Below are 19,516 nucleotides of genomic sequence, written 5' to 3'. Positions count from 1 at the left end.
CATAAAACAAAATCAAAAGATTTACACAGCCATATCTCGTTAACAAACAAAACTTTACATCATTTGGCTATTAAATAAATTTGTTTACATTTGCACCATTAACCGTCTTAAGCAGGGCTGTTATTAACACACTGATGAAAAAAAAATATATAAAAGCAATGGAAAGATTCTGTTCCTGCCAGATCAGCATGAGCCTGATTTGGATTGTATGGCTATTCCTATCCTTTTCTGCTCCTGATTATTTCCATGCAGGAGAAAATACTAAAATGATCATCGGTACAGGCTCCATATTTTATACAGGGTTAGCCGTAACCGCTTTTATACCTTCTATAGTAAGCAGACTGCCGTATGTCTCTTTTATACCCATTTCTATTTCAGAATTACCTTTAAATCGCCCACACCCTCCAGGAGCAATACCTGTGCAGGATAACGAATATTAAAAAAAACAATGCAACCCAAAGTAGGAATGCAAATTATTAATTAAAAAAAATGCTAAAATGAAAAAAAGAATTATTCTTCTAGGAGCTTTGACGTTAAGCTCACTTATTTACTCCCAGGTAGGGATAGATACAGAAACACCAAAAGCCACTCTGGATGTAGCAGCAAAGCCTTCTGACCTAACCAAACCGGACGGTTTTATTGCTCCCAGATTAACAGGTATGCAACTGAAGGCTAAAGATGGTTTGTATACTGCTGACCAGAACGGAACCATTGTTTATGTAACGGCACCTTTGGATAACAGCAGCGCAACCGCATCTACAGCAGATGATGTTACCGCCAAGACCACAAATGTAACTTCTATCGGACATTATTACTTTGACGGAACCGTTTGGCAGACAATGAAAGCTTCCGAACCCTGGAAAGTATCGGGAACCACGAATGACGCCGGTTCCAATATTCAGGATATTTACCAGACAGGCAAAGTAGCCATAGGTATAAATCCAGGAATTACGCCAATTGCAAACCTGCAAATTAATGAAAATAATACTTCCGGAGCAGCCGGCACTTCGTATGGTGTCTACAATCAGCTGAGCTCCAACAAGCAAGGAATTAAATATGGGATCATTAACTCGTTATTTGATAATTCCACTTCCGGAGCAGGAACCTTAATCGGCATAAACTCTTCCGCAACAGATACTTCAACAGTAACAAGAGGAGGTTATGGTGGCGTATTTAATTATAATTTGACAGGTGCAAAAAATAATGGAAGCTCTACTCATGTACACGGAATAGCCAACAATATAAGCTTAAACGCCATAGGCGGTGATCTTACGGCGGGATATTCCTATGCCAATATAGCGAATGCTTCCGGTAATGCAACAAACGGTAATCTGACCATTGGTGGTGCGCTTCGTGCCTATAGCGGTTATGCACTTCCTGCTGCCTCCACAGGCTTTACCTTTACTGCAATTGGAGACGATGTAATGGGAGGACATTTTACGGCCAGGCCTTCAGCTAATGGTGGTACTATAAATATTGCGAGAATTATCGGCTCTTCTAACCAATTTGAGCCAAGAGGAACGGGAGGATCTATTAATATCACAGGTATGGCAGCCGCTTTGAGATCTTTAACAAGCTTTTCAGGCAACAGCAGTAAAACCATTAATAACCTTTACGGCCTGATTATCGAAAGCACACAAAGTGGAGGATCGGTATCTATAGCGAGATCCTACGGCGTCTATATATCCAATTACCGTTTCACGGGTGATAATCCTGCCACTGCATTTAACCTTTATTCAGAAGGTGCAAATACGAAGAACTTTTTCCAGGGCAAAGTAGGGATCGGTACTGGCGCAACAGCACCGGTATCCAATCTGAAAGTAACAGGGTTACAAAATCTGCCTGACAATGCAGCAGCATTAGGTGCAGGTATGGAAACAGGAGACTTTTATCATACTGACGGCATTGTAAAAGTGGTTTATTAAGATAATTGATCATCAAATTATCAGAAATCCACATGGGTTATCTTAACCATCTAATCAGTTACAGAAAAGCGGGATATTTCTATCCCGCCTCTGTAATTTTTTGAAACACTAAAAGAAAAAGTAATAGAGTAAGTATCACGTCAGGAATCTTGTTACTGAAATTATTCTGTAATGGAGTAAATAAATGATCAGAATATTATTTTCAGGCATTTATCATCAAGATCTTCTTTGCACAAACTCATAGTTTCAACGTTTCCGGCTTCAGATTTCCGGCCCATTCTAATTTTCAGGCATCACCTTATACGTCGGATCCTCCTGGATATTTACTTCAACAACCGCTTCGGCATTTTTCAGCATCTTTATACAGTCTCTGCTGAGGTGTCTTAAATGTATTTTTTTGCCCATTTCACTGTATTTTCTTGACAGTTTATCCAGGGCATCAATGGCACTCATATCAACAATCCGGCTTTCCCTGAAATCAATAACCACAACTTCCGGATCGCCCGACGGATCAAATTTATCGGTAAAAGCAGTAACGGAACCAAAAAACAGCGGCCCGTAAATTTCATAATATTTAATCCCGTCAGCATCCACATGCTTTTTGGCGCGGATTCTTTTTGCATTGTCCCATGCAAAAACCAGCGCTGAAATAATCACACCCACCAAAACAGCCAGGGCCAGATTATGAAGGATAATGGTAATTAAAGCTACTGTAATCCCGACAAAAATATCGGATTTCGGCATTTTGTTGACAATCCTGATGGATACCCACTGGAAAGTACTGATGGCCACTACCATCATTACCCCTACCAGAGCAGCCATCGGAATTTTCTCAATGAACGGAGCACCCACAAGAATGATAACTAAAATAGTCAGCGAAGCGATAATCCCTGAAAGCCGCGTCCTGGAACCTGCATTGAGATTCACCAGGGTCTGTGCTACCATTGCACAGCCGCCCATGCCGCCGAAGAAGCCGTTGGTTATATTGGCCAGTCCCTGGGCTATCGATTCTTTATTGGCATTGCCTTTTGAATTTGTAATTTCATCTACCATGGATAAGGTCAGGAGCGATTCAATCAGCCCTACCCCGGCCATGATCAGCGCATAGGGAAAAATAACCTGCAGCGTATCCAGCGAAAAAGGAATCTGTGGAATATGGAACTCAGGCAGCGTTCCGCTGATGCTGGCGATATCGGCAACGGTCTTAGTACTGATCCCGAATCCCGAAACCACGGCAAAGACAAGGATAATCGCTACCAGAGATGCGGGAACCACTTTTGTAATTTTAGGGAAAAAGTAGACAATGGCAACTGTTAAAGCCGTTAATCCGGCCATGATATACAGAGAACTTCCCTGCAGCCAGCTTACAGCTCCGTCTGCCCCGGTAATCTTAAACTGCTCAACCTGGGCCATAAAAATAATGACTGCCAGACCATTCAGGAAACCGTACATAACAGGTTGCGGAATCAGCCGGACGAATTTCCCCCACCGGAATATCCCAACCATCAGCTGCAGGACACCTCCCAGCACAACGGTTGCAAAAAGATATTCTATCCCGTGGGTCTTGATCAGCGCTATCAGTACCACGATGGTAGCCCCAGCACCGCCTGAAACCATACCGGGCCGGCCGCCTAAAACAGCAGTAACCAGCCCCATCATAAAAGCAGCATACAGACCTGTTAAGGGAGAAAGCCCCGCCAGGATCGCAAATGAAAGCGACTCCGGAATCATGGTCATGGCTACGGTAAATCCGGCTAACAATTCGTTTTTATAATTTATTTTTTTCGAAAAATCGAACAGGCTTAAGGTATTTTTCATGAGGCCCCAAAGGTAGGCACTTGATTTTTTTTGCACAAACTTTATCCCGCTGCACTGCCGGAAACAATTATGAGCCCTACAATGCTGTTAAACACCCCTAATGCTTTATATTTTTAACCTATATTTTATTTTGTATAATTAATTTCAATTGATTTTAATCATTTTATTTCTAATTTTCTTATATTTGAAATTAAAGTTGATTAATTTTAGAAATTATAAATAAATACAGTTTACAGGTTATCTTAAAATGAAGCTGTGGAAATTGAGCAGGGATATTTAAATCTGTACAGCTGACCTTGCCGGATATATTTTAAGGAATAAGCAGCAATATCAGTCTGAATCTTATCAATCTAACGGATATGAACAAATTGTATGATTTTTGCTCCTTACATCTCGCAGAGAAATATAATAATGACTGTAATAGCCTGGAAAAAATTTATCTGATAAGATTATTTATTCCATCAATCAATTTTTACAGACAGATAAACTGCCTGTTGCTGTATTCATACTGCTAATGTTTACTTAAATAATGCTATACAAAGAAATACATATAGGAAAACTCATCAGAGAGAGAGTGGAAGAACTGGAAATCGGTACTGAAAGAGTCTGTAATTTCCTGAAAAAGGATGAAGAAAGCCTTGAAAAAATCTATGCCGGTGCTTCCGTGGATACAGAAGTACTTTTAAAATTCTCGAAGCTGCTGCAGTATGATTTTTTCAGGATCTACAGCTCCCACCTGATTTTATATTCACCGCCTTCTGCTGTTGATAAAAGCAAGAGCCTGAATTCTGAAAAGATCCCCTATTTCCGGAAAAATATTTACACCCAGGAAATTAAGGAATTTATCATTGGTAAGATAAGGTCCGGCGAGATGACGCATGTTGAAATTATCAATGAATATTCCATCCCCAAAAGTACCCTGCATCGCTGGCTCCAGAAAACCTAAATCCTGAATATCATGCGCCCCAATTATAAAAAAATTTATCAGGATATGCTTAAGGAGAAAGATCCTGAAAAGCTGAAAGATCCTAAAGTCCTGAGGCTTTTGAATAATTTAAAGACTTCTGAGGACATTTTAAAACTCAACGATCTGATTTTCAAATCATCCAAAGAAAGCCTGAAAAATAATCAGCAGCTTAAAACCTATGACAAGAAGACCATGCTGAAGCTCCTGCAGTATCAGCAGAAACACAACCTGTCCACCAGCTTTATGTCTAAAAAATACAGGATCAGCAGAACGACCATTGCCAAATGGAAAAAGACTTTTGAAAAAGAATTTGAAAAAATACAGGCTCAGTAAACAGAGCACAGCAACATAAATAAATCCGGAAACGATACGCATCATTTCCGGATTTTATGTATTAAAGGCAAAAGGCAGGAAAAGAAAAAATGCGGGGCACGTCAAGCCGGAGTCGAACCGGATAATCTTGCCGGAATTACCGGCTTCATTATTCCTCCCCAAAGAGACGATGTATCTTTCCCTTACGGCACTTTATGTATAAAACAAAGCAACAGTCAAAAAGCGCAGTCGTGCTCTAACCAGCTGAGCTACTCTCCCTTATCCATCTGTGTTTTGTTTGTGGAAGAGGCGGGGCTCGAACCCGCGACCCCGTCGGTCATAGCGAAGTAACGCTGTTCTACGGCACTTGTTTTTATTAAAATTAAAAGAGGTAAATAATGAAAAAACTTATATAAACCATTTTCAGATTTATTTTTGGAGTTGAACCAATATCATAAGATGTACCGAAGTAAGTTTTCTCTACGACACTCTTTATTATAATCAAGGTAAAAAATTAAGAATCTTTCAGTGCATTTGCTCTACCCGCTGAGCTACTTCCCGTTTACAACAGAGAAGACAGGATTTGAACCTGTGACCCAATGATTAATATTCGAAGTATGATTCTAAAACGACACTTGATTTTTATATTTTATAATTTTATTCTAAAAATACAAGGCAAATATTGATAAAAGTTTTACTTAAAAACTGTCTAGCCACTCGACCACACCTTTCGGCGAAAGGATTCGAACCTTTGTAAAATAACGAAGTAACTTTTATCTACGGCACCTGCAAAATAATTTAAACCGAGCAACTTTTAAAAAGAGTTTTTAGTTCAATGAAAGCCGAAGGAACTCTTTCTTACGGCATCGATTATTTTTAACGTAAGGTAAAAAATCAAACAGAGACTTACCGACAGAGTGATACCATTATACTATCCCTAATTTTCGAGAACAGGATTTGAACCTGTATTGCTGTCCCCACGAAGAAACTCTGCTTTACGACACTTACTTTTCAGTTTCCATTGGATTTTTCTGTATTTTTTCCAATTTCTCTGAAACTTAATTTCTTTTGAATTAATTGTTTCATAGCCATGTGGGAAACAATAAGAGCAGCCCATTTCATTTCCATATAAAATTCTGGAAATCCGGATATTTGAAATTTTCTGCGGGAAATCAATTAATCCGTATTTATCGATTCCGAAAGCTTGTCTTAGTGACTTAAATTTTTTCATATGTATTGAGTATTAACCTCAATACAGTGTTTCTTTCAGACATTTTTTATAATGATTCATTGTTATTGTTTTTTTTGTAATTGCGTCAGTACGCATTCTTTTTATGCTGTTGAAATTTCTTTTAAAACCAAGTAATAATTATAAGCGTTTTGATATTGTTCAAGTTATAAGTTTGATCGATGGAACTCTTATGGACGACATTGGTTAGTTTAAACCGAAACCGAGCAATCTTGCGAAAAGACTCTGTGTCAATTGGAAGTCGAAGGATTTCTTTTCTTACGGCATCGGTTATTTTTAAGTTCTTATGGTTATTGTTATTTGTTGCTGCAAAGTTATTGCGGTAGTACGCATTTTTTTTACGCAGGTAAAATTTATTTAAAATTAAAACCAAGTAACAGGGTATAAGAGTTTTTAAATAGTATTCAAATTGGAAGTTTGACGATGGAACTCTTATGGACGACATTGGTTAGTTTAACCGAGCAATCTTGCGAAAAGACTCTGTGTCAATTGGAAGTCGAAGGATTTCTTTTCTTACGGCATCGGTTATTTTTAAGTTCTTATGGTTATTGTTGCTGCAAAGTTATTGCGGTAGTACGCATTCTTTTTACGCAGTTGAAATTTATTTTAAAAGTTTTACGACTCTATGATGGAAATTTATTTGTCGTTCTTTCATTTTATTAATTTCAGTTTTTAATTCTGATTCATTAACTTCAAAAACAGGCTGTATGTTTTCCAATTCACTTAACATTAACTCCGTATACTCTGAAAATTCAATTTTACCTTCATTTTTTCTATAAAAAACATAAGGATGCCCAATCCATAATTGTGACCAGCCTGATGAATTGTTTTCAAAAATATATTCCCAATCCTTTAAATCTGCAAGATCTACACAGCAAGTTGGTTCAAGAAGAATCTTATCATCTTTCTTTAAAATCAACCCACCATTAAATAACATCAGATAATCTTCGTCTTCAGTTTCGACATCATTAAAAACTACTTTCAAAATAATTCTTAAATTTTCATCATCCACAGTTTCAATATCTACAAAATAAGAACCTTTCTTAATTGGATTCAAATCCAGATTTAATGTTGATATAGCTTTTTGCCACCTTTGATGCAGAGCTTGGTGAATCTGAAAGTTCGGGCAATTCATATTCTTCTTTCGAATATCTGAAAGGATTAATTTCAATGACATTAAAAAGTTGTATCATTTTTATGCGGTTTTTATTTTTAGCCCCGATTGAAGCGGCATCCTTTTTCTGAAATGGCTTGAAAAAAGCGCTGGTGAAAAAGATACAGCGGAAAGCGGGATTAAGCTCCTAAAAAAATTAATGGTTATCAGTTTTATTTTTAAAAGCAGTGCCTTTTACAGCACTACTTTTTTAATTATTTCTACCGCAGATTTCCGGTCTTCCAAAGCATTCAGTACATCGAAAGTCTTGTCGGACCAGCCTGCGATAAGGTATACATCATTTTTTCTGACATCCAGCGGCTGTTTTCCGTAACCCGCCAGGTCAAAAATATACAATTTTGCATTGGGACTGATACTTTTGTACCGGTTCCATGAATTTTCAAAAGAGTTTCCGCCGCCGTTGCTGTTCCAAAGCTGTGTATCGGTGAACAGCATTACTTTATCCACGCTTTCTTTTCTGGCAATCAAATCTTCAATCACCAGATAACCGTTTGTGGAATAACCTACTTCACCTTCTCTTTTGTAAAACGCGTCCACATTTCTCAGTATTCCGTTTTTAGGCATCGGCACTCTTTTCCAACGGTCGCCGAACATACCGGAAACCACATTTCTGCACTGCGACTGCAGCATCATCGACATCAACAGGCCGATATCATACAACAGAATCTTAGATTTCGGGGAAACCGGCTGCTGCATTGAACCGGAAACGTCTGCCGCAATAACCACCGAAGCATCGAAACCAAAACCTTTGATATTTTTCGCACTCACCATTACCGCATTTTCCAGTGCTTCCAGGATCGAGGACAGGTAAGGTGAATCGATGGCTTTCAATTCGCGATACGCCGCCAAAAACCTGAACGGCAGCTGCTTTGAGTTTCTTACGGCTTTTTCATCCGACAAATAGTTGCACACTTTGTACATTGCATCTGAAGAAACACCAGCTTCCAGAATATTTCTGAGATTCCGCAAGGTTGCCATATAGCCCAGTTTGTTGCTGAAAATCAATTCTTCCCATTTGTTTTTAAACGCTGATTTTCTTTCTGCATCATCCGCAAATTTTGTCTGACCCAGCACAGAAAGTTCAACTTCCCAGGTGTATGGAGTTTCCAATGCATCGTTGACGATCTTGTTGAAGATTGCCTGTTGGTTTTCATCCTTTGCTTTCGGGTGAACCAGGAACAATGCGTCTTTCAACGTAACTTCAGCTTTTCTGTTGTATTTTGCGAACTGGTATTCATCAAATTTATTGAAAGACTTCACCAGACCTTTCTGGATCTGTTTTGAAAGTTTATTCAGCTTTTTCGTTTCTGTTCTTTCGTTGGCCAATTGGTAATACGCCAGCAATTCCGTGATTTCGTCTGCTCTTTGGATCACTCCGTCAACGGTTCTGCTTACCAAGTCAGTACCTGAAACCTGTTTTGCCAGTTCGGTCGTCAGAACCAATGGAATGGAGCGCAGGTACATTTCTTTCCTTGCATAGACGGCCAGCTTCGCCACGAATTCCGGGTCGTTTTTCTGGATCAGAGACTGGATTCTTGTCAGCCTGTCAGTTCCCTTTTCATATGAAGTGTTTGATAATCCTGTTGTAACAACAGCACTGTACAGTTCTTCTGCAGGGGTCATCGTGAATGCTTTCGCGCCTTCGTAGTTGGTCACTACTTTATTTTCTTTTCTTAAAAAATTAAATTTCATGGTTACTGTTTTTATGGTTAAACATTTTTGAGGATTATCATTTCCTCCCTGATTTCTGATGCAAAGTAATGACGGTATTGCGCAGTGTTTTTGCGCAGTTAAAATTTATTGGAAAGTTTCTCAGGGAAACTCCAAAAGACAAAAGCTTTTCATTCTATGTAAGCCAGAACTGCTGATCCTGAACTGTTTTCTGTCAATCAGCCTGTCAGGGTTTTAAACCCTGACAGGCTGATTGAGCTTAAATAAAATCTCTCTATTATTCAGTTTAGATAAAGAGATTAGCAGACGGCAACTTTTGGAAATCCGTTGTTTAGCTTTGTATACATTAAAATTTAAACGATGATTAAAGGATTATATGAAACCCATATTCAGGTAAGCAATCTGGAAAATGCTGTGCAGTTTTACACTGAAGTTTTGGGATTGGAACTGGCTCATCGGGATGAAACCCGCCCGATTGCTTTTTTATGGATCGGTAAAAACAAAGAAGCCATGCTGGGTTTGTGGGAACAGAAAGAAAACCTGCAGGCCAGGCATTTTGCCTTTTCTGCTGATCAGGAAGACATCCTGAATTACAGTGCTGAGTTTTTGAAAAGCAAGAAATTAAAGCCTTACAATTTTCTCAAAGACGGCATTGAAGAACCCATGGTTTTTGCCTGGATGCCGGCTCTGGCCATTTATTTCAATGATCCTGACGGAAACCAGCTGGAATTCATTTCCATTCTGGAAGGCGACGGAAAACCGGGGTTAGGCGTAGTTTCTTATGAGGAATGGCTGAATCAGAAATAAAAAAACTCCCTTTTTAAAAGGGAGCATTGTTACATTTTCAGATTGCTAAACTGTTACATTACTGTTGCTTCAGGCACCAGTGCAATATTTTCGCAATATTCTTCGCATCATCCACACCTCTGTGATGGGTGCCTTCCAGCTTAAGATTCAGTTCACCTAAAGCTCTTGCCATACCGACACTTTTACGGACGGTCGGATGCGTTTGTCCGAATAAGGTTTTCACATTGATGTGGTCATCACTCAAAGGATAATCCACCCTGAATCTTCTTGCCTGGTTTTGCAGCATATTCAGGTCATAGTTTCCGTAGCTTGCCCAGGTCAGGTCTTCAGAACTGTATTCTGCCCTGAGGATATCCAAAGCGTCTTCCAGTAAAATACCTTCATCATCCAGCATCTGCTGGGTAATGGAAGTCAGTTCCGTACAGAACGGACTCACTTTTGAGTATTGAGGTTTCACTAAAATGCCCTCATTCCGTGAAATCTTACCGGTTTGCGCATCCATGATACACACGCCGATTTCTATGATTTCACTTTCCTGTCCTCTCGGCGGCCGGTCTTCCCAGCATGTGGCTTCGAGGTCTATAATTAATATATTGTCTGTTGTTTTCATTTGTTTAAATATTTGTTGTAAAAAGTGGAAGATGGGAGCAGGAAGATGGAAGTTTATGACGGTGATTATTCACTTCCAGCTTCAGACTTCCAACCCAAATTATTCCAAAATTTCCCTTAAAATTCTGGCGGCATTGTAAGCGTCGTCCGCACCGCTGTGATGGTTCCCTTCAAAATCCATATTCAGGGCCTTGAGGGCTCTTTTCAGTCCCATCATTTTATAAAGTCCGTTATAGGCTCTGAACTGATGCATGATGTTGATATAATTTCCGGAAAAAGGATTTTCGATACCGAGATAATCACATTGTTCTGCAACCTGCTCTTTATCAAAGCTTCCGAAACCTGCCCAGGCCAGCGAAGGCGAATTGTATTCATCCCTGATTTTCTCACAGGCTTCTTCAAAATGGATTCCTTTTTCATTTATCAGCTGCGGCGTAATCCCTGTCAGGTCAGTACAGAATCCACTGATTTTCGACCGTTCGGGAATGACGTAAATGCTCTGCTTTTTGGAAATTGCTTTGGTTGCCCTGTTCAGTTCGCAAATCCCTATTTCTATGATATCGACTTTCTGCCCGGCAGGAATCCTGTCGTGTTCCCAGCATGTAGCTTCTAAGTCGATGATGAGTATTTCATTTGTTGTTTTCATAATTCTGATTTAAATAATGGAAGCGGAAGTTGGAGGCCGGAAGTGAATAACAGACTCCAGAAACCTCCTCCCGGCTTCCCTCTCATTAATTTCTCGGTGCAAACGGCGGCACCCACTTTTTCTTCTTCATCATTTCCCTGACTTCTTCGTAAGAAACCGGATAAAAGTGATGGCAATCCACACCGACATCAATGCTTAATGCCATTTCATCATCCGGCAAAGTTCCGTGGGAATGGCCGTAGAGCTGCCACGTTCCCCGGTGTGAACCGTTCCAGGTCCGCATGGCGTAGTGAAACAGAATGATTTTCTGCTTGCCGTTGCTGTTTTCCGGCTCGTCAATCCGCAGTTCGTGGTAATCCCTTATGGATTCAAAACGTTTCGGATAAGTCAGTGCTGCCCCTTCATGATTGCCTTTGATCAGGTGGATGTTTCCGTTCAGCCTGTCCAGCAATTCTCTGGTGAAATCCGGTTTGCCTAAACTGACATCGCCTAAATGGTAGACGGTATCTTGGGTTCCGATTTTCTCATTCCATCTTTTGATGAGTTCTTCATTCATGTGTTCCAGAGACTCAAAAGGCCTTTCGGAAAATTTTATAATATTTTCATGACCAAAATGATGGTCTGCTGTAAAAAATATATTCGGTTTCATTTTTTGATTTTGTTTTTAACCACAAAAGACCTATTTTTTTAACGCTTAAGAACACATTCATTTTTTAGTTAAATGCTTTGAAAACATTTTAATTTACATGAGATGAAAATCAAAGATTTTCAAAAACTTAAGTGTTTTTTTTCACATCTGTACTTAAACTTAAAAACAGCTTAAGTGTTAAATCTTTTTTGGTTTTAGTTTAATAAACATTTTAATTAATTTCCTTGAAACGCCTTATAAAAAGCAGTTTCAATTTCCATCCGGTCGCTTTCCGTATATTTTCTGGAAAAATGCACCGGAACAGCTTCCTTTACTTCACAGTCCTTCATGATTTTTCCGGATGCCGAAGCAAAGCTGTGATAATTAATGTCTGCCAATTCCTGATCTTCATCCTTGTAAAAGGTTTCGATATACACCAGGTCCGCTTTTCTAAAGACTTTTTTTATTTTTTCATAATTGATTTCAGCTACTGCATGATCCATAATTATACCTAACCTGTAACCTTCATTACGGGTCAGAAAATGAAACAGTTCAGAAACTTTGTAAACGGTTTCTTCAATCTCAATTTCTTTCTCCGAATCCTGAGTTTCGAAAGCGGTCTTCAGTTCACTGATCCACTTTCCCTTCTTAAACCCGGAAGCCTTTTCATTAAAGGTAACCGAATCTTTTTCCTTAAACAGATACGCAACTGAATCTGTTTTATGGTCAAGAACTGCAAAATCAACACTTACATTTTCATCTTCAAAAAGGACATTCTGAGTCGTGACAAATTCTGGGTTCCAGTGCGGCGGGCGGATTTTGTACACCTTGATTTCCGCTTCTGAAACAATTTCCCGGATTTCATATTCAATAGCCTTTTCATCAATTAAATTCCAGGTATAGGATTTCAACCTTGCTTCGACCTGTTTATGGATATTTTTTGGTCCGCAGATCACGATTTTTTCTCCGCTTCCGATCTGATGCCTGAAAATTCCGTCGAAATTTGAAAAATGGTCAATATGTGTATGGCTGATGAATAGAGCGGAAACCGACTGTATTTCTTTTACCGTCAGCAAACCTGCTTCACCACAATCACACAGATAATGCTTCCCGGAATTCGGGATTTTTATTAATATGCTGATGTCTTCTCTTAAAAGGCTTTTTATTTCTGCCTGTATCATTTTTTTCCAGTTTTTATTAGCCACTTTTTTCCTTTTCCATATCTGAATCCCTAATGAAATGACAGACTCAATGGTAAATTCTGTGGCTTTTATTAATACACAAAAAGTTCCGGTAAAAATTACCGAAACTAAATTTTAAGCGTCATCAGCTCCTGTTTTACAAGATCAATGACCAAAGAATTCAATTTTTTATTGATTCTCTTCTGCTCATCTTTTTCTATGGCTGCGAAAGCTTCCGGGAAATCTTTCTCAAAATCCTCCAGAACATCCTGTGAAAAAAGACCGATTATTTTCCCCATCATTTCAGGTTCGAATTCACCGGTTTTGCTCATGACGTTATTCAGCCTGTTTACAGTTACATAGCTCCGGATTTCTTCCCAAATCTCCCGGGCTTTTCCGCTGAAATGAACATCTTTCCTGGCGGGCCTTTCTTTTCTGACTACTTTTGATTTTTCGGTCCATTTCTCGTTCTTATTTTTCAGAATGACCCTGGCGCCGTTTCCAAAATACCTGGTTTTCAAAGTTTTAATAATGGTCCCTTCACACATATTATCTTCAATTTCAGGCAGGCCCAGCCATGCCGGAATTTTAGAACCAAAAGCATTCGGAAACTTCAAAGCCTCTTCCAAAGTCCCCTGAAACAGGATCTTCGCATAGAAGAATCCGGTTTCCTCAAAAATCTGATTGGCTAAATCCGTATCCAGATACGTGGTGCCGTTCAGTTTGATATCAAATCCGTAAAATTCGTTGTGCGGCGCATACTCTATGCCTTTCTGCACTTTGATGGCATCTTTTACAGGCGCTACTTCTTTATGTTTGTATCCTCCGCCGAACAGTTCGCCGTAGATCACCACCGTTTCCATATCCGGATAAACGGCTTTCACTTTCTCGAAGATATGAATTACATTTTTTCTGTAACGTTCTAAAATATCATGTGCATTGTAAAACTTCTCATCCTTTTCGATGAAAGCGGTTCTTTTGGCCATCTTAATCTCCTTTCCGTCGGTAAAGAAAGAGAGATTGGCACCGTGAACCTTTTCCTGCACGATGAAAACCTCATCCCCGAAGCCCTGCATCCTGATCTGATCAATCACGCGGGCCTGGTAAGCATTTTCTATTGTGTTATATGTTTTGAAAATCATTTTTTTAAATTTTTAATCGTTTCTAACTCATTATTTTTCATCTGAGCAAGGTGTCTCCAGGCATGAAGTGAAAGAAAATAAATGTATTCATATACATTGATTTTCCCCAGCTCATTTACGGTCATTGTTGTTTTACAGAGAAGACCTTCACCATTTTCCATCAATTCCAAATAATTTAAGCACTGATGATACTGCTGAGAAATCAAACTTCTGATTTGATTTAAATTCAACTCTCCTTTTGGCTCCATATGCTCGGGTCTCACCCACTCAAAAGCACCATACTCACCTACTTTATCAAATTTATCTTTATTGAAACTGTAATTCTTTATTTCAAGATTCAAATCAAGATTAAGATAATTCCGCATTGCTTTTTTTGAACCTTTTTCAATAAGAATCAACAGATAAAAGTTCGTCAGACTGATGTGTTCTAAAATCTGCTGAACCGTCCAGCCTCCGTTTGAAGGTTTATAATTTAAGATTGTTTTATCTTTTTCAAACCACCGGTCGAGCTCATCAAAACTGAATTTCAAATGCATTTTCACATGCTGAATTAATCTAAAAATCTCCATTACGTTTTTTAAAGTTATTTAACAGGCTTTCGATATTTTCTTTTCCTACCGGATTCATGGAATGGCAGTAGAATTCAGGCAGTTCCGCATCATGATCCATACAATATTCTATCAGCCATTTTGCACAATCGTAGCCTGTTTTTTCTACATATTCCTGAGAATCCTGTTCTAAATAATGCTCATCAGCAAGGTCATGATCAAAAGAAATCATTTCCGGAAGTCCTTTTTCCAGGATCCTGCTGACAAACTGCGCATAATTCCGGACAACATGCCAGTCTTCCCTGAGGAACATATCCTGTTCTGTATAATGATATGCATCAAGCGGGTATCTTATATCGTCCAGAAACAATAATCTTTTTGTACGTTCCATTGCTTTAATTTTTTAAAATATGATACAGTAATTGTTTCATGGGTTTTAATCCTTCACGGAAAAGAACCGGAACTTTTAAAGTCCGTCTTCATCATTATCTTCATCCTCATGGATCCAGCTGACAACGGTATCTAAAAAGTGGAGCCTTATTTCTTCAAACCTCGTGATGTTCGGGATATGGTTTATTTCCAATAAATGCCTGGTTCCGTCTTCGCAGACAATATAGTCGTTGGCTATGAGATCCATCCCGATCCGGTCTTTCAGGTTCAGCGTATCTCTCAGAAGACCTTCGTCAATGTCCATGAACCGTACCTGTGCAGGATGAATGGATTTTAACCAGGTATCTCCTTCCAGTTTTATCTGCCAGGATTTTCCGCCAATATGCAAGATCCTCACGGCTTCACCTTCAAAATAGGGTTCCAGTACCGCATCCTCTGTGCTCTCCCAGCTCCCGGAAAACTTATGCTTATTTTCCCCGCAATGCCAGTTCCCCCATTTGGCAACCCGTTCCGTATCTGTTGTTACATAGGCACCTTCTGAAATAAATCCTCTCGGGGAACTGAATTCAGAAAACTTCATGGCTTTCACCAGGCAGGGTATTTTAAGCCTGCATTCCATCATTCCGTATGCATTCGGGAAGCACGGGCCGTTCCATAAAGCCAGCCCTGAAATAAAATCGAGATCATTTTCAAAAATCCCGTGATAAATTACTTTATCTACCGGCAGCATCCCTACGCCCTGGGCTTTTTCGACATATAATATTCCGTCTACAACTTTTATTTTCGGAACCGACTGATGCCAGATGATCAATCCTTCAAAATGTTCCCGTATATACCGGTATTCTTCTTCGTGCAAGCCGATAACGGCTATCCTGTTATATTTCATGTTGTTATTCTTTTAATCTGAAAAGTAAATATTCAATGCTCTGATGATACTTTTCACGTTGCTATTGGGATAAAACCCGGAGCTGTTGATGCAGTTGACTTCAACAATCTTCCAGCCTTCACCGGTTAAACAGATATCCATGACAAAAGCTTCTTCAAGATTGAAAAGCCGGATCATTTCACTGGCGAAATTCAATCCTTCTTCTGAAACTTTTTCCTCGAAAGGGGCATGGTCATTAAATTTATAATATCCTGCGTCTATAATTTTTCCGCCGACAATCCAGAGCCTGGCTTCTTTCACGGTTTGCTTTACTTCAGAACCTGTACCAGAGCATCTTCTGTAATCCTGTTGGATTGATTTTCCAGTGATTCGAAAACGAAATCTTCCCATTCTGTTCGGTTAAAAACCTTTCCTGTAAAAATCTTCGCTTCACTGTAGGGTTTGATGAATTTGAGTTCATCTTTTTTCCAGTTTAAAGCTTCTGGGATTTTGTGAACGGAAACATTATGATTCAAAAGGTTTTCACCATAATATTTGGAATACACCTCATACAAATGACTGCCTCCGTAAAAAGAACCGGGAACCCATTCTGTATTTTGTTTTGCCAGTCTTGCAATGGTTACCGATCCATACACGAAAACATCTTTCCTGTCTGTTTCGCAATCAATTCTTTCCGCATTTGGAGGGATATTAATGACCTCGTAATCAATATTCAATTCTTCCAGAGCATCAAAAATTTTATAATGATCTGGATCTGAGTATACATTGGCCTGGATTAAAAAATACATGGTTATCAGTTTTTAAGGTTCTTTTTATCTTTTTTTGGACGAAAGCCAAAGAGGCGGATGCACGAAGGTTATATCATGGGTTAAAAACTTCCCGCCTCCTGTCCTCCCGCTTCCCGCTCCGTCACACCATCATATCAGCACAATTGGAACTTGCGAATGCATAAGGTTTTGCTTTAAATACATATCCCATTCCCAGAATGTAGCCCATGGCGTCTTTCAAAGCGACATTGGATTTAAAATCAGGGTCGGTGTTAATGTCTGCGTGTACCTCCATTTCCACATCATACGTTTCCAGGACAGCACAGATGGCATAAGCGATCTCTACAGATTTGTTGACTTCATTCAGCATCCGTTCCTTGATACTGATACGCTGGAATTCTCTTTCTTTTCTGATAAAGGTAAACGCTCCTTTTCCCTCGCGGATGATTACGACTGCCGTAGCATAATTAATAGCATCACCGTATACATGGGAATCTGATCCCACACACACTTTCAGCCGGTGCCCGTTGGCCTGTTCTCGGAGGATGGCTTCTTCTACCAGCTGTGTGATAGGGTTGCGGAAAATTTTTCCGTTCATATTCTGCCATTTTTGTTGTTGCGTTTCCATTTTTTCTACATGTTAAGTTTTATACTTTTTATAATTCATAAATGATCATTGATCCCTGATTTTTATTTTCGGCTTTTTCTAACCACCCATTTTTGAGTTATGGGTGATGAGTTATGAGTTGTGACTTTTGATTATTACACATTGCTCATTATTCATATTCTGTACGGGAAAAGGGATTCGAACCCTTAATGTCCTGATCCTAAATCAGGTGCGTTTGCCAGTTCCGCCATTCCCGCAGTTTTTGAAACCTATTCAATTTCTTTTTACTTTTTACTTAATAAAATTGTACTCTATAAGGGAATCGAACCCTTATTTTCTGCTCGAAAGGCAGGCGTCCTGAACCGTTAGACGAATAGAGCAATTAACCGACTGACCAGGAATCGAACCTGAACAACAAGAGTACATTTCCTGCATGCTGCCGTTACATTATCAGCGGTGTTGGTGGAAGCAGCAGGATTCGAACCTGCTCAGCAATAAACAACAGATTTACAGTCTGCCCCGACTCTCCAGCTTCGGCGTACTTCCTTTTTTTATGGTTGATAAGCAATGGGTAATTTTACCAACTTACTTTTACCCGGTTTTTAAAGAAAACAAAGCCTGTCATATTTTTGTTTTGATATAAGAACTTCTGCGCCTGACAGACTTTTGCTTTTCTCCGGAACTCATCTTATTGAGTTATTTGAGATGGTTATGGGAGTCAAACCCACTCAGCTTACGCAACGGTTTTGCAGACCGCCCCGACTCTTCCACTTCGGCGAACCATCAATTTTTGGATAATAAGCAATTGGTAATGGGTGATTTTACCAACTTACTTTTACCCGGTTTTTAAAGAAAAACAAAGCCTGTCTTATTTTTTTGTTTGATATAAGAACTTCTGCGCCTGACAGACTTTCACTTTTCTTCGGAACTCATCTCATTGAGTTAATTTTGAGATGGTTATGGGATTGTTCATAACCATTTATTTTTTATTTGAATTCACGAATGTTTCACATTTCAAACCCACTCAGCTTACGCAACGGTTTTGCAGACCGCCCCGGCTCTTCCCCTTCGGCGAACCATCAATTATGGGTAATAAATAATTGGTAATGAGTAATTTCTAATCTCTAATCTCTCACTTCTGTATTTAATTAACGTTCATCTTTTCCTTCATTATTCATTTAGAGTTAAGAGAAAGCCTGTCTGTATATGTGTTTTTATAAAGATCTTCTGCGCTCGACAGACTTTTTCTTTTTCTCTTCTGAAACAATTAACTTCATTATCTGTAATTTCGGAAGGATTGTTCATGAATTTTATATTTAATTTTTGTATTCACGAATCCTTCGGATTTCGAACCTTCAGCCTCGGCTTATGAAACCTATTCAATTTCTTTTTACTTTTTACTTTTTACTTTTACTTTTTACTTAATAAAAATTGTACTCCATAAGGGAATCGAACCCTTATTTACTGCTCGAAAGGCAGCCGTCCTAAACCGTTAGACGAATGGAGCAAATGTTATGGAAAGCAGGGTTGTTCACCATCTTTATATAACGTTTTCATGGTTCACGAATTCCCGGCATCTGATCTTGTGACCTCTGCCTCCAGGCAGGTAAACAACCACTGTTATCTTTCCAGTTTTGCAGATTCACTTCAATATTTTTTCCGGGAGACAGCCGGAGCCAAAATTTTCCGTGAATCTTTGTAATTCTGAGAGGCATCGAACCTCTAACCTCCAGTTTAGAAAACCGGCACTCTATCCAGTTGAGCTACAGAACTGTTTTTGTAATCCCGAAGGGCTGTTTATGAATTTCAGGACTGAAGAAACATAAAAAAAGCGCCTCTTTTCGGGAGGCGCTTCATATTATTTAACGTATCAGTTCATTAACTGACGCTATTATATAAGCACCTTTTATCCACAAATTCACTATCAAGAATACATGCATATCCCACTCCCATCGGCTCCAGTCCGTTTTGTCCTGAATATAAATCAGCTATGTTATGTAATTGTTTCATTGTATTCCTGTTTGTTAAAAATGTTTTTTGAATGATTAAAAACGTGTTGCTTTTAATTTTCGGTTGCAAAGTAAGTATGATTTTTTTTAATCTGCAAATTTATTTTTCACCTAATGAATTGAAAATCAGTATTTTATATATTAATTCCAGCGTAGGGAATTCCTGTCCGTACTATGGTA

20 protein-coding genes and 6 tRNA genes are annotated in these 19,516 nt (G+C 39.1%); 5 read left to right on the top strand and 21 right to left on the bottom strand.

Going from position 1 to position 19,516, the window contains the following annotated elements:
* Positions 1-134: 134 nt before the first annotated feature.
* Both ASE55_RS04470 and ASE55_RS04465 read left to right on the top strand, forming a co-directional pair.
* Positions 135-440 carry a hypothetical protein gene (locus ASE55_RS04470; protein ID WP_128414498.1) on the top strand — a complete coding sequence of 102 codons (306 nt, stop codon included), beginning with the start codon at positions 135-137 and terminating at the stop codon, positions 438-440.
* A 57-nt stretch (positions 441-497) separates the two neighbouring features.
* Positions 498-1,925: a hypothetical protein gene (locus ASE55_RS04465; RefSeq protein WP_056216054.1), complete on the top strand. Its 1,428-nt coding sequence runs from the start codon at positions 498-500 to the stop codon at positions 1,923-1,925.
* Positions 1,926-2,204: 279 nt separating this feature from the next.
* Here the strand turns inward: ASE55_RS04465 and ASE55_RS04460 are convergent, their stop codons facing one another.
* Positions 2,205-3,743, bottom strand: coding sequence for a SulP family inorganic anion transporter (locus ASE55_RS04460; RefSeq protein WP_056216052.1), 1,539 nt, complete (start codon positions 3,741-3,743; stop codon positions 2,205-2,207).
* Positions 3,744-4,272: 529 nt separating this feature from the next.
* On the opposite strand from ASE55_RS04460, the gene ASE55_RS04455 reads away from it, so the two are divergent.
* Together ASE55_RS04455 and ASE55_RS04450 are read left to right on the top strand one after the other, a co-directional pair.
* Positions 4,273-4,689 (top strand): hypothetical protein, encoded by a 417-nt coding sequence (locus tag ASE55_RS04455; RefSeq protein WP_056216050.1) that lies wholly within the window; start codon positions 4,273-4,275, stop codon positions 4,687-4,689.
* Positions 4,690-4,701: 12 nt separating this feature from the next.
* Positions 4,702-5,043: a hypothetical protein gene (locus ASE55_RS04450; protein WP_056216048.1), complete on the top strand. Its 342-nt coding sequence runs from the start codon at positions 4,702-4,704 to the stop codon at positions 5,041-5,043.
* 916 nt (positions 5,044-5,959) lie between these two features.
* Here ASE55_RS04450 and ASE55_RS04445 read toward each other — a convergent pair.
* From ASE55_RS04445 to ASE55_RS04435, 3 genes are all read right to left on the bottom strand, one after another.
* Complete coding sequence (locus tag ASE55_RS04445; protein WP_185116273.1) at positions 5,960-6,253, bottom strand: phosphate ABC transporter substrate-binding protein; 294 nt, start codon at positions 6,251-6,253, stop codon at positions 5,960-5,962.
* A gap of 619 nt (positions 6,254-6,872) precedes the next feature.
* The gene (locus tag ASE55_RS04440; RefSeq protein ID WP_056216047.1) at positions 6,873-7,448 is read right to left on the bottom strand and encodes a hypothetical protein; all 576 of its coding nucleotides are present in this window, start codon (positions 7,446-7,448) and stop codon (positions 6,873-6,875) included.
* Positions 7,449-7,619: 171 nt separating this feature from the next.
* A complete protein-coding gene (locus ASE55_RS04435) occupies positions 7,620-9,137 on the bottom strand; it encodes a TROVE domain-containing protein (protein ID WP_056216045.1) in 1,518 nt (505 codons plus the stop codon).
* 339 nt (positions 9,138-9,476) lie between these two features.
* Between ASE55_RS04435 and ASE55_RS04430 the strand changes: the two genes are divergently transcribed.
* Positions 9,477-9,923, top strand: coding sequence for a VOC family protein (locus ASE55_RS04430; RefSeq protein WP_056216043.1), 447 nt, complete (start codon positions 9,477-9,479; stop codon positions 9,921-9,923).
* A 58-nt stretch (positions 9,924-9,981) separates the two neighbouring features.
* Here ASE55_RS04430 and ASE55_RS04425 read toward each other — a convergent pair whose 3' ends face one another.
* The 17 genes from ASE55_RS04425 to ASE55_RS04350 all read right to left on the bottom strand — a co-directional run bounded on the left by ASE55_RS04425 (position 9,982) and on the right by ASE55_RS04350 (position 19,100).
* Positions 9,982-10,533, bottom strand: a complete 552-nt coding sequence (locus tag ASE55_RS04425) for a 3'-5' exonuclease (RefSeq protein ID WP_056216041.1) — start codon at positions 10,531-10,533, stop codon at positions 9,982-9,984.
* 99 nt (positions 10,534-10,632) lie between these two features.
* Entirely contained in the window at positions 10,633-11,178 is a 546-nt protein-coding gene (locus ASE55_RS04420) for a 3'-5' exonuclease (protein WP_056216039.1), read from the bottom strand.
* A gap of 85 nt (positions 11,179-11,263) precedes the next feature.
* The gene (locus tag ASE55_RS04415; protein ID WP_056216038.1) at positions 11,264-11,827 is read right to left on the bottom strand and encodes a metallophosphoesterase family protein; all 564 of its coding nucleotides are present in this window, start codon (positions 11,825-11,827) and stop codon (positions 11,264-11,266) included.
* 215 nt (positions 11,828-12,042) lie between these two features.
* Positions 12,043-12,987 carry a peptidase gene (locus tag ASE55_RS04410; protein WP_056216100.1) on the bottom strand — a complete coding sequence of 315 codons (945 nt, stop codon included), beginning with the start codon at positions 12,985-12,987 and terminating at the stop codon, positions 12,043-12,045.
* Positions 12,988-13,115: 128 nt separating this feature from the next.
* Positions 13,116-14,129: an RNA ligase, Rnl2 family gene (locus tag ASE55_RS04405; RefSeq protein WP_056216036.1), complete on the bottom strand. Its 1,014-nt coding sequence runs from the start codon at positions 14,127-14,129 to the stop codon at positions 13,116-13,118.
* Positions 14,126-14,698 (bottom strand): DinB family protein, encoded by a 573-nt coding sequence (locus ASE55_RS04400; protein WP_056216035.1) that lies wholly within the window; start codon positions 14,696-14,698, stop codon positions 14,126-14,128. The genes ASE55_RS04405 and ASE55_RS04400 overlap by 4 nt, the downstream gene beginning before the upstream one ends.
* Positions 14,685-15,068 (bottom strand): cyclic-phosphate processing receiver domain-containing protein, encoded by a 384-nt coding sequence (locus tag ASE55_RS04395; RefSeq protein ID WP_056216033.1) that lies wholly within the window; start codon positions 15,066-15,068, stop codon positions 14,685-14,687. Before ASE55_RS04395 ends, ASE55_RS04400 begins: the two co-directional genes overlap by 14 nt.
* Positions 15,069-15,143: 75 nt before the next feature.
* A complete protein-coding gene (locus ASE55_RS04390) occupies positions 15,144-15,953 on the bottom strand; it encodes a hypothetical protein (protein ID WP_056216031.1) in 810 nt (269 codons plus the stop codon).
* Positions 15,954-15,965: 12 nt separating this feature from the next.
* Positions 15,966-16,253, bottom strand: a complete 288-nt coding sequence (locus tag ASE55_RS20730; RefSeq protein WP_056216029.1) for an ATP-grasp domain-containing protein — start codon at positions 16,251-16,253, stop codon at positions 15,966-15,968.
* Positions 16,254-16,261: 8 nt separating this feature from the next.
* Positions 16,262-16,741, bottom strand: a complete 480-nt coding sequence (locus ASE55_RS20725) for an ATP-grasp domain-containing protein (protein WP_056216027.1) — start codon at positions 16,739-16,741, stop codon at positions 16,262-16,264.
* 121 nt (positions 16,742-16,862) lie between these two features.
* Positions 16,863-17,348, bottom strand: coding sequence for a ribonuclease H-like YkuK family protein (locus tag ASE55_RS04375; RefSeq protein ID WP_056216026.1), 486 nt, complete (start codon positions 17,346-17,348; stop codon positions 16,863-16,865).
* A gap of 162 nt (positions 17,349-17,510) precedes the next feature.
* A tRNA-Leu gene (locus ASE55_RS04370) sits at positions 17,511-17,584 on the bottom strand.
* Between the two features lie 50 nt (positions 17,585-17,634).
* A tRNA-Glu gene (locus ASE55_RS04365) sits at positions 17,635-17,707 on the bottom strand.
* 80 nt (positions 17,708-17,787) lie between these two features.
* Positions 17,788-17,873: transfer RNA gene (locus ASE55_RS04360), tRNA-Tyr, on the bottom strand.
* 157 nt (positions 17,874-18,030) lie between these two features.
* Positions 18,031-18,112: transfer RNA gene (locus ASE55_RS20275), tRNA-Cys, on the bottom strand.
* A gap of 649 nt (positions 18,113-18,761) precedes the next feature.
* A tRNA-Glu gene (locus tag ASE55_RS04355) sits at positions 18,762-18,834 on the bottom strand.
* Positions 18,835-19,026: 192 nt separating this feature from the next.
* Positions 19,027-19,100 (bottom strand) — tRNA-Arg (locus tag ASE55_RS04350).
* Between the last annotated feature and the right edge of the window lie 416 nt (positions 19,101-19,516).

The sequence above is a fragment of the Chryseobacterium sp. Leaf201 genome (genome assembly GCF_001421435.1).
Taxonomy (GTDB): domain Bacteria; phylum Bacteroidota; class Bacteroidia; order Flavobacteriales; family Weeksellaceae; genus Chryseobacterium.
The sequence above is the reverse complement of the archived record's forward strand: the minus strand, read 5'-3'. Positions and strand labels throughout refer to the sequence as shown.

What these genes read in the sequence shown, in the direction of transcription:
- ASE55_RS04400 (WP_056216035.1), bottom strand. Translation starts at nt 14,698, where the DNA reads ATGGAGATTTTTAGATTAATTCAGCATGTGAAAATGCATTTGAAATTC.
- ASE55_RS04425 (WP_056216041.1), bottom strand. Translation starts at nt 10,533, where the DNA reads ATGAAAACAACAGACAATATATTAATTATAGACCTCGAAGCCACATGC.
- ASE55_RS04420 (WP_056216039.1), bottom strand. Translation starts at nt 11,178, where the DNA reads ATGAAAACAACAAATGAAATACTCATCATCGACTTAGAAGCTACATGC.
- ASE55_RS04455 (WP_056216050.1), top strand. Translation starts at nt 4,273, where the DNA reads ATGCTATACAAAGAAATACATATAGGAAAACTCATCAGAGAGAGAGTG.
- ASE55_RS04395 (WP_056216033.1), bottom strand. Translation starts at nt 15,068, where the DNA reads ATGGAACGTACAAAAAGATTATTGTTTCTGGACGATATAAGATACCCG.
- ASE55_RS04390 (WP_056216031.1), bottom strand. Translation starts at nt 15,953, where the DNA reads ATGAAATATAACAGGATAGCCGTTATCGGCTTGCACGAAGAAGAATAC.
- ASE55_RS04450 (WP_056216048.1), top strand. Translation starts at nt 4,702, where the DNA reads ATGCGCCCCAATTATAAAAAAATTTATCAGGATATGCTTAAGGAGAAA.
- ASE55_RS04435 (WP_056216045.1), bottom strand. Translation starts at nt 9,137, where the DNA reads ATGAAATTTAATTTTTTAAGAAAAGAAAATAAAGTAGTGACCAACTAC.
- ASE55_RS04440 (WP_056216047.1), bottom strand. Translation starts at nt 7,448, where the DNA reads ATGTCATTGAAATTAATCCTTTCAGATATTCGAAAGAAGAATATGAAT.
- ASE55_RS04470 (WP_128414498.1), top strand. Translation starts at nt 135, where the DNA reads ATGAAAAAAAAATATATAAAAGCAATGGAAAGATTCTGTTCCTGCCAG.
- ASE55_RS04445 (WP_185116273.1), bottom strand. Translation starts at nt 6,253, where the DNA reads ATGAAAAAATTTAAGTCACTAAGACAAGCTTTCGGAATCGATAAATAC.
- ASE55_RS04430 (WP_056216043.1), top strand. Translation starts at nt 9,477, where the DNA reads ATGATTAAAGGATTATATGAAACCCATATTCAGGTAAGCAATCTGGAA.
- ASE55_RS20725 (WP_056216027.1), bottom strand. Translation starts at nt 16,741, where the DNA reads ATGTATTTTTTAATCCAGGCCAATGTATACTCAGATCCAGATCATTAT.
- ASE55_RS04465 (WP_056216054.1), top strand. Translation starts at nt 498, where the DNA reads ATGAAAAAAAGAATTATTCTTCTAGGAGCTTTGACGTTAAGCTCACTT.
- ASE55_RS04375 (WP_056216026.1), bottom strand. Translation starts at nt 17,348, where the DNA reads ATGGAAACGCAACAACAAAAATGGCAGAATATGAACGGAAAAATTTTC.
- ASE55_RS04405 (WP_056216036.1), bottom strand. Translation starts at nt 14,129, where the DNA reads ATGATTTTCAAAACATATAACACAATAGAAAATGCTTACCAGGCCCGC.
- ASE55_RS04410 (WP_056216100.1), bottom strand. Translation starts at nt 12,987, where the DNA reads ATGATACAGGCAGAAATAAAAAGCCTTTTAAGAGAAGACATCAGCATA.
- ASE55_RS04460 (WP_056216052.1), bottom strand. Translation starts at nt 3,743, where the DNA reads ATGAAAAATACCTTAAGCCTGTTCGATTTTTCGAAAAAAATAAATTAT.
- ASE55_RS04415 (WP_056216038.1), bottom strand. Translation starts at nt 11,827, where the DNA reads ATGAAACCGAATATATTTTTTACAGCAGACCATCATTTTGGTCATGAA.